Here is a 7,596-nt window from a genome sequence, read left to right as displayed (position 1 = left end):
CGTGGCCGAACCTAAGTTGTCCACCGCCGATCGTGATGAGTTGGCTGAGCTGGTGCGCCGGCTGGCTGTGGTGCACGGCCGCGTCACGTTGTCGTCGGGCAAGGAAGCCGACTACTACGTCGACCTGCGCCGCGCCACCCTACACCACCGGGCCGCGCCGCTGATCGGCCGGCTGATCCGCGAACTCACCGACGATTGGGAGTACGCGGCCGTCGGCGGTTTGACGCTGGGCGCCGATCCTGTCGCCACCGCGGTCATGCACGCACCCGGTCGGCCGATCGACGCGTTCGTGGTGCGAAAGTCAGTGAAAACCCATGGCATGCAACGTCTTATCGAGGGGCCCGACATCTCCGGCCATCGGGTCCTGGTGGTGGAGGACACCAGTACCACCGGCGCCTCGGCGCTGACCGCGGTGCGCACCGCACAAGACGCCGGCGCACACGTGGTCGGGGTGGCGACCGTGGTCGACCGCGCTACCGGCGCCGCCGAAGCCATCGAAGCCGAGGGCGTGCCGTACCGCACCGTGTTGGGGCTGGCTGACCTCGGGCTCAGTTAGCCCGCCGTGCGAACCCTCATCGCGATGCTGGCGACACTCGCGTTCTGCGCGGCCTGCTCGGGTTCGGGTCGCAACGACCGGGTCTATGGCGCGATGTCTGCCCGGCTCGGCGAATCGCTGGCGGTGCTGGGCTGGAACACGGCGATGTCCAACCTGCGCTGGCAAGGCGACTACGTGCTGGTCGACGTCGATGCCGCGCCGACCGATCCCGCCAAACCCCATACCGATCCACGCGACATCCGGTTCGGCCTCTATGGCGCGGTGGCGCACCCGATGGAGTCCACCGGCATCGGCAGCTGCGATAACGTGAAAAATGTTGTCATCCAGTCACTTTCCGCGCCGGGTGGGAAACGGCTGACTGGCACGGTGTGCCTGGGCCCGTTGGCGGACCGGAGCGCCGTGCGCGGGGTGTACCTCTACTCGCCCCGCGACCGGATCGCCGACACCACCGCGGCCTACCCGGCGGCGTTCCCGGTCGGGGTGCTGCCGACCAAGGAGAACGACACCGGGCTGGTGGTCAAGACCACCAGCGTGGCCGCGTGGCGGGCCGATGGCACTCAGCTGACCCAGGCATCGCTCGGTGACCCGGCTGCCTTCACCGGCAGCGGGTACATGCTGCTCGGGCTGGACGTCGACACCATCGCGGCGAAGTACCGCGACGACTCCGCTGCTCGCGACGGGCCGATGATGTTGCTCGCCGCCCCCACGCTGCCTGCTCCCGGGCTCAGCCCGGCCTGTTCGGCCTACGGGTCGTCGGTGCTGATCCTGCCGGAAGCGTCGCTGGACGCCGTGCACGTCAGCGCGTCGCTGTGCACCCAGGGCGACATCAACCAGGCGCTGCTGTACGCGACTATTGCGGTCGCGGGAACGCACGCCGCAGTCTGGACGGTCAAGTGACTGAACCGGGTCCGACCGAATGGGGTGTTCCGGCAAGCGGGGTCGGCCCCTGGGTCGGGCCGCCGCCGGACGACCCGCGGTACGACCCGGCGCTGCTGCGCAACGGCGACACCCGCAATGTCGTCGACGCCTACCGGTATTGGACGCGCGAGGCGATCGTCGCGGACATCGACAAGCGGCGACATCCGTTGCATGTGGCGATCGAGAACTTCGGCCACGACGCCAATATCGGTGGGGTGGTGCGCACCGCCAACGCGTTCGCCGTCGACACCGTCCATATCGTCGGGCGCCGTCGTTGGAATCGCCGCGGCGCCATGGTCACCGATCGCTACCAACGGCTGCGCCATCACGACGGCGTCGCCGACCTGCTGAGCTTCGCGGAGGCGGCGGGCCTGACGGTGGTCGCGGTCGACAACGTGCCCGGCGCACGGCGGCTCGAGGAGACGACACTGCCGCGGGATTGCCTGCTGCTGTTCGGTCAAGAAGGTCCCGGCATCAGCGACGACGCCCGCGCGGGCGCTGCGCTGACCGTCTCGATCGCCCATTTCGGGTCGACGCGCAGCATCAACGTATCGGTCGCCGCGGGGATCGCCATGCACACCTGGATCAGCCAACACGGTGATATCGGAAGCGCTTGGTAAGAAGGGCGAGTAAGGCAGGATCAGCAGACATGGATCAGGTATGGCTCAACCGGGCGGTCAGTGCGGAAGCCGCCGTCACCGGGCGGCATCTGAAACGGCTGTGGGGGTTGCCCGCTACCCAGCTCGGCGTCGTGGCCTGGCCGCCGGCTCGGCGCGACCGCCTGTTCGGCGGCTGGCACTACTGGTGGCAGGCGCACCTGCTGGACTGCCTGGTCGACGCGGAGCTGCGCGATCCGCAGCCGGAGCGGCGCATCAAGATCCAGCGGCAGATCCGCTCGCACCGGTTGCGCAACAACGGATCCTGGGTCAACAGCTACTACGACGACATGGCCTGGCTGGCGCTGGCCCTGGAGCGGGCTGCCCGCATCGCCGGCGCGGAGCACAAACGCGCCCTGCACAAGTTGAACGACCAGCTCGTCAAAGCGTGGGTACCGGAGGACGGCGGCGGCATCCCGTGGCGCAAGCAGGACCAATTCTTCAACGCCCCGGCCAACGGCCCGGCGGGGATCTTCCTGAGCCGCTACGGCGACCGGCTGCGGCGCGCCCAGCAGATGGCCGACTGGATCGACGACACGCTGATCGACCCCGAGACGCACCTGGTCTTCGACGGCATCAAGGCCGGCTCACTGGTCCGCGCGCAGTACACCTACTGCCAGGGTGTGGTGCTGGGCCTGGAGACCGAGCTGGCCGCACGCACCAGTGACGACCGGCACGCGCCGCGAGTGCATCGCCTGGTCGCCGCCGTCGACGAGCACATGGCACCGGGCGGCGTGTTGCGGGGTGCCGGCGGTGGGGACGGCGGGCTGTTCTCCGGGATCACCGCTCGTTACCTGGCTTTAGTCGCCACGACGTTGCCGGGGGAGTCCGCCGCGGATGCGGCCGCCCGCGAAACCGCCCGCGAAATCGTGCTGGCATCGGCAGAATCGGCGTGGGACAACCGGCAATCGGTGCAAGGGCTGCCATTGTTCGGTCCGTTCTGGGATCGCCCCGCCGAGCTGCCCACGGCCGGCGGGCAGCAGGCCGAGTTCGTCGCGGGCGCAGTCACCGAGTCGGAGATTCCCGAGCGCGATCTGTCAGTGCAACTATCCGGTTGGATGCTGATGGAGGCCGCGCACGCAGTGACCAACGACGAGAGGACCACTGATGAGTAAAGTCCACCCCGACGCCCAGTCGGCGCTGCGCGGCCTGCTGAAGGACGGCATGACGATCGCCGCCGGCGGATTCGGCCTTTGCGGCATCCCGGAGAACCTGATCCAGGCTCTGGTAAACAGCGGCGTCAAAGACCTCACCATCGTCGGAAACAACGCCGGCGTAGACGATTTCGGCATGGGCCTGCTGCTGAAGGCGCGGCAGGTGAAAAAGGTCATCGCGTCTTACGTCGGCGAGAACAAGGAATCCGAGCGCCAGGTGCTGGCGGGCGAACTGGACCTCGTCCTGACGCCGCAGGGCACGCTCGCCGAGAAGTTACGCGCCGGCGGGGCAGGCATTCCCGGCTTCTACACCCGCACTGCCTACGGCACCAATCTTGCCGAAGGCAAGGACACCAGGGTCTTCGACGGCACCGAATACGTTCTGGAAGAAGGCATTCGGGCCGACGTGGCGATCGTCAAGGCGTGGAAGGGGGACACCGCGGGCAACCTGGTCTACCGGAAGACGGCACGCAACTTCAACCCGATGATCGCCACCTGTGGCGCGGTGACCGTGGCCGAGGTGGAGGAACTGGTCGAGGTCGGCGAGCTGGACCCCGACCTGATCCATACCTCGGGCATCTATGTGGACCGGATCATCGAAGGCCGCAACTACGAGAAGCGCATCGAATTCCGCACCACCAGCAGCGGTGCTGCGCTAAAGCACGACAGCCCGATTCGCGAGCGGATGGCCCAGCGCGCCGCTCAGGAACTGCGCGACGGCTACTACGTGAACCTGGGCATCGGCATTCCGACGTTGGTGGCCAACTTCATTCCCGACGACATCAGCGTGACGCTGCAGTCGGAGAACGGCCTGCTGGGCATCGGCTCCTACCCGACCGAAGACGCCGTCGACGCCGATCTCGTCAACGCCGGCAAGCAGACCGTCACCAGCCTTCCCGGGTCAAGCTTTTTCAGCAGCGCCGACTCGTTTGCGATGATCCGCGGCGGCCACATCGACCTGTCCATCCTGGGCGGCCTGGAGGTTGCCGAGAACGGCGACCTGGCCAACTGGATGGTGCCGGGCAAGATGGTCAAAGGGCCCGGCGGCGCAATGGATTTGGTGTCGGGCGTCAAGCGAGTGATCGTCGTCATGGATCACACCGCGAAGGACGGCACCCCGAAAATCCTCAAGCAGTGCACGCTGCCCATCACCGGCAAGGGCGTGGTGAGCATGATCATCACCGACCTGTGCGTCTTCGACGTCGACCCGGAACACGGACTCACGCTGACCGAATTGCACCCCGGGGTGACCGTCGCCGACGTCCGCGCCAAGACTGGCTGCGACTTCAAGGTCGCGGTCTAACGCGCGTTCAATCGGCGACGGGCTGTCGTTCGGGTTCCTGGTCGGGCTCACGGCGGCGCTTGCGGTAAGCGCGTCCCGCCGAGATGAAAGCCGGCAGCATCGACACGAACAAGATCACCAGGACGATCTTCTCCAGGTTTTGGTGGATGAACGGCACGTTGCCCAGGAAGTAGCCGGCGAGCGTCGCGCCGCCACCCCAGAGCACGCCGCCCACGATGTCGAACGCCAGGTACACCGGATAGCGCATGTACGACACCCCGGCGACCACCGGTGTGAATGTCCGGATGAACGGCATGAACCGGGCCAGGATGATTGCCGCGGGCCCGTATTTCTCGAAGAACGCGTGCGACTCGGTCACATGGTGCTGCTTGAAGAAGCGCGAGTCCTCCTTCTTGAACAGCGCGGGTCCGATCCGGCGCCCGATGAAGTACCCCGTCTGGTCGCCGAGCACTGCGACCAGCGCCACGCACGGCGCCAGCACCCAGATGTTGGGTGTGCCGTGGGCGGCCAGCAACCCACCGGTGAACAGCAGCGACTCGCCGGGCAGCAGCGGGAACAGCAGCCCTGTCTCGACGAAGACGATGACCAGGATCGTCGGCAGCACGGCCGACGCGAACAAGCCCTGAGGACCGATCCAGTACATCGGGTCGAGGATGTTCGGCATGGCCATCACGGCAATACTCACGGTGTTCCAAGATACCGGCGAAATTCAACAGCTCCTTAACCGGCGTAGGTTGCGGGGCCGGCGGGGCTGTGAACGAGAATCTGTTGTTGGATACTGATGGCACTCTTCAGGAAGGAAGTTTCATGCCCATCGCAACACCAGAGGTCTACGCCGAGATGCTGCGACGTGCCAAGGAAAACTCGTACGCCTTCCCGGCCATCAACTGCACGTCCTCAGAGACCATCAACGCCGCTCTCAAAGGATTTGCCGACGCGGGCAGCGACGGCATCATCCAGTTCTCGACGGGTGGCGCGGAGTTCGCCTCCGGCCTGGGCATCAAGGACATGGTCACCGGCGCGGTGGCGCTGGCGAAGTTCGTCCGCGTCGTCGCCGACAAGTACCCGATCAACGTCGCCCTGCACACCGACCACTGCCCCAAGGACAAGCTGGACACCTATGTTCGTCCGTTGCTGGAGATCTCGGCCAGGCGGGTCGCGGCCGGCAAGAACCCGCTGTTCCAGTCGCACATGTGGGACGGGTCCGCGGTGCCGATCGACGAGAACCTGAAGATCGCGCAGGAGCTGCTCAAGGCGGCCGCGGCCGCCAAGATCATTCTCGAGGTCGAGATCGGCGTCGTGGGGGGCGAGGAGGACGGCGTCGTCGGCGCGATCGACGACAAGCTGTACACCACCCCGGACGACTTCGAGAAGACCATTGATGCGCTGGGCCACGGCGAGCACGGCCACTACCTGCTGGCCGCGACGTTCGGCAACGTGCACGGCGTCTACAAGCCCGGCAACGTCAAGCTTCGCCCCGACATCCTGGCCCAGGGTCAGAAGGTGGCGGCGACCAAGCTCGGGCTGTCCGACGACGCCAAACCGTTCGACTTCGTGTTCCACGGCGGTTCGGGTTCGGCGAAGTCGGAGATCGAAGAGGCGCTGGGTTACGGCGTGGTGAAGATGAACGTCGACACCGACACCCAGTACGCGTTCACCCGCCCCCTCGCCGGTCACATGTTCAGCAATTACGACGGCGTGCTCAAGGTCGACGGCGACGTGGGCAGCAAGAAGGCGTACGACCCGCGCAGCTACCTCAAGAAGGCCGAAGCGGGCATGACCGAGCGGGTCATCGAGGCGTGCAACGACCTGCACTGCGCCGGCAAGTCCGTCACCGCGGGGTAAAGCTGCCGGCTCGGCTCAACCCGTGCTGGCCTCGCAGATCTTCCACTTGTCGTCGCGGTACTGCAGGTCGAAGCTGCGCGTCGAGCGCACCTGCGGGGCGTAGGCCATGAACGCGGTCACATTGGCCTCCGCGTGGTTTCCGTTGACGACCACCTGGTCGATGTTGGCCACCACCGGATACTGTTTGGCCGCCGCGACCCGACGATAGGTGTCGTTCCATTCCCGCTCGTTGTAGTTGACGTAGTCGTCGCGCATGGTGCCGCAGGTGATGCTGCGCAGCGCGGACAGATCGCCGTTCTGCAACGCGACATCGAAGCTCTGGATGGTGCTGCGGACCTGGTCTTCTTGTGAGGCGTTCGCTTTTTTGTTGCTTCGGGTCATCAGCACCGTGCCCAGCACCGCGACGGCGGCCAACGCCAGGATGATCAGAATCAATGCCAGCACCCATCCCCAGCTGCGCTGGGTCGACGGTCGCAGCTTGGCGCCCAGCCGAGGTGGAATCAGTTGCGGCATCGCGGTTCTGGGCCGTGCTCCGGTCGCCGCAGACGGTGGATGGCCGGCGTCGAAGATCTCGGTGGCGGGCTCGGTGGCGGCGTTGATGACCGCCGTCTCTTTGGCGTCGAACCCGGGGGCAGTGAACCGACGCTCACCCCGCGGGCTGCGCGGTTTGGGCGCCCGCGGCTCGTCCTCGGACGCGGCCATCACCTCGGTCGGCGGGTCGGTCCGATAGCTCTCGGTGGGATCGTCGTCCGAACCCGCGACGTGTTCGGTGGTATCAGCGTCGGATTCCGCCGGGTCGGTCGCGTCACCTCGATCGTCGGCGTCTGGATCGAACCCCGGCGCATTCGACCTGTGGTCGCGGTCTGGCCCTGAGGGATTCGGCATAAGCGCTGCTGTCCTCTTCGCTGTCGAAATACGTATTGCAGCCTAGCGACTCGGCACCGGGTTTGGTGCGGCGGCATCGCACGGCACAATAGCCGCATGACGCCCATGCGTGATCTTCTGGGACCGGATCCGGTCTTATTGCCTGGCGATCCCGAGGCCGAGGCCGCACTGCTGGCCAACGAGAACCCGGCCGTCGTCGCCGCCGCGCATCCGTCGGCCTCGGTAGCCTGGGCGGCGCTGGCCGAGGAAGCGCTCGCCGCCGACAAGGCGGTCACCGCC

Annotated in this window: 9 protein-coding genes; 7 read left to right on the top strand and 2 right to left on the bottom strand. The window is 66.6% G+C overall.

Going from position 1 to position 7,596, the window contains the following annotated elements; all coding sequences use genetic code 11:
• Window position 1: 1 nt before the first annotated feature.
• Genes pyrE through VKI00_RS05385 form a run of 5 tightly spaced genes read left to right on the top strand, consistent with a single transcriptional unit; the run spans window position 2 to window position 4,587 of the window.
• Window positions 2-556, top strand: coding sequence for an orotate phosphoribosyltransferase (gene pyrE, locus VKI00_RS05405; protein WP_414687121.1), 555 nt, complete (start codon window positions 2-4; stop codon window positions 554-556).
• Window positions 557-580: 24 nt separating this feature from the next.
• The gene (locus VKI00_RS05400) at window positions 581-1,453 is read left to right on the top strand and encodes a hypothetical protein (protein ID WP_324435979.1); all 873 of its coding nucleotides are present in this window, start codon (window positions 581-583) and stop codon (window positions 1,451-1,453) included.
• Complete coding sequence (locus VKI00_RS05395) at window positions 1,450-2,094, top strand: RNA methyltransferase (RefSeq protein WP_324435978.1); 645 nt, start codon at window positions 1,450-1,452, stop codon at window positions 2,092-2,094. Before VKI00_RS05400 ends, VKI00_RS05395 begins: the two co-directional genes overlap by 4 nt.
• 29 nt (window positions 2,095-2,123) lie before the next feature.
• Complete coding sequence (locus VKI00_RS05390) at window positions 2,124-3,245, top strand: glycoside hydrolase family 76 protein (RefSeq protein WP_324435977.1); 1,122 nt, start codon at window positions 2,124-2,126, stop codon at window positions 3,243-3,245.
• Window positions 3,238-4,587: a 3-oxoacid CoA-transferase gene (locus VKI00_RS05385; RefSeq protein WP_324435976.1), complete on the top strand. Its 1,350-nt coding sequence runs from the start codon at window positions 3,238-3,240 to the stop codon at window positions 4,585-4,587. The genes VKI00_RS05390 and VKI00_RS05385 overlap by 8 nt, the downstream gene beginning before the upstream one ends.
• 7 nt (window positions 4,588-4,594) lie before the next feature.
• Here the strand turns inward: VKI00_RS05385 and VKI00_RS05380 are convergent, their stop codons facing one another.
• Window positions 4,595-5,272 carry a DedA family protein gene (locus tag VKI00_RS05380; RefSeq protein WP_324435975.1) on the bottom strand — a complete coding sequence of 226 codons (678 nt, stop codon included), beginning with the start codon at window positions 5,270-5,272 and terminating at the stop codon, window positions 4,595-4,597.
• A gap of 122 nt (window positions 5,273-5,394) precedes the next feature.
• On the opposite strand from VKI00_RS05380, the gene fbaA reads away from it, so the two are divergent.
• The gene (fbaA, locus tag VKI00_RS05375) at window positions 5,395-6,432 is read left to right on the top strand and encodes a class II fructose-bisphosphate aldolase (RefSeq protein ID WP_324435974.1); all 1,038 of its coding nucleotides are present in this window, start codon (window positions 5,395-5,397) and stop codon (window positions 6,430-6,432) included.
• 15 nt (window positions 6,433-6,447) lie between these two features.
• Here the strand turns inward: fbaA and VKI00_RS05370 are convergent, their stop codons facing one another.
• A complete protein-coding gene (locus tag VKI00_RS05370; protein ID WP_324435973.1) occupies window positions 6,448-7,317 on the bottom strand; it encodes a hypothetical protein in 870 nt (289 codons plus the stop codon).
• 96 nt (window positions 7,318-7,413) lie between these two features.
• On the opposite strand from VKI00_RS05370, the gene VKI00_RS05365 reads away from it, so the two are divergent.
• On the top strand, window positions 7,414-7,596 hold a 183-nt coding region (locus tag VKI00_RS05365), incomplete at its 3' end, for a DUF3151 family protein (RefSeq protein WP_324435972.1).

The sequence above is a fragment of the Mycobacterium sp. genome (assembly GCF_035314665.1).
GTDB lineage: Bacteria > Actinomycetota > Actinomycetes > Mycobacteriales > Mycobacteriaceae > Mycobacterium.
The sequence above is the reverse complement of the archived record's forward strand: the minus strand, read 5'-3'. Positions and strand labels throughout refer to the sequence as shown.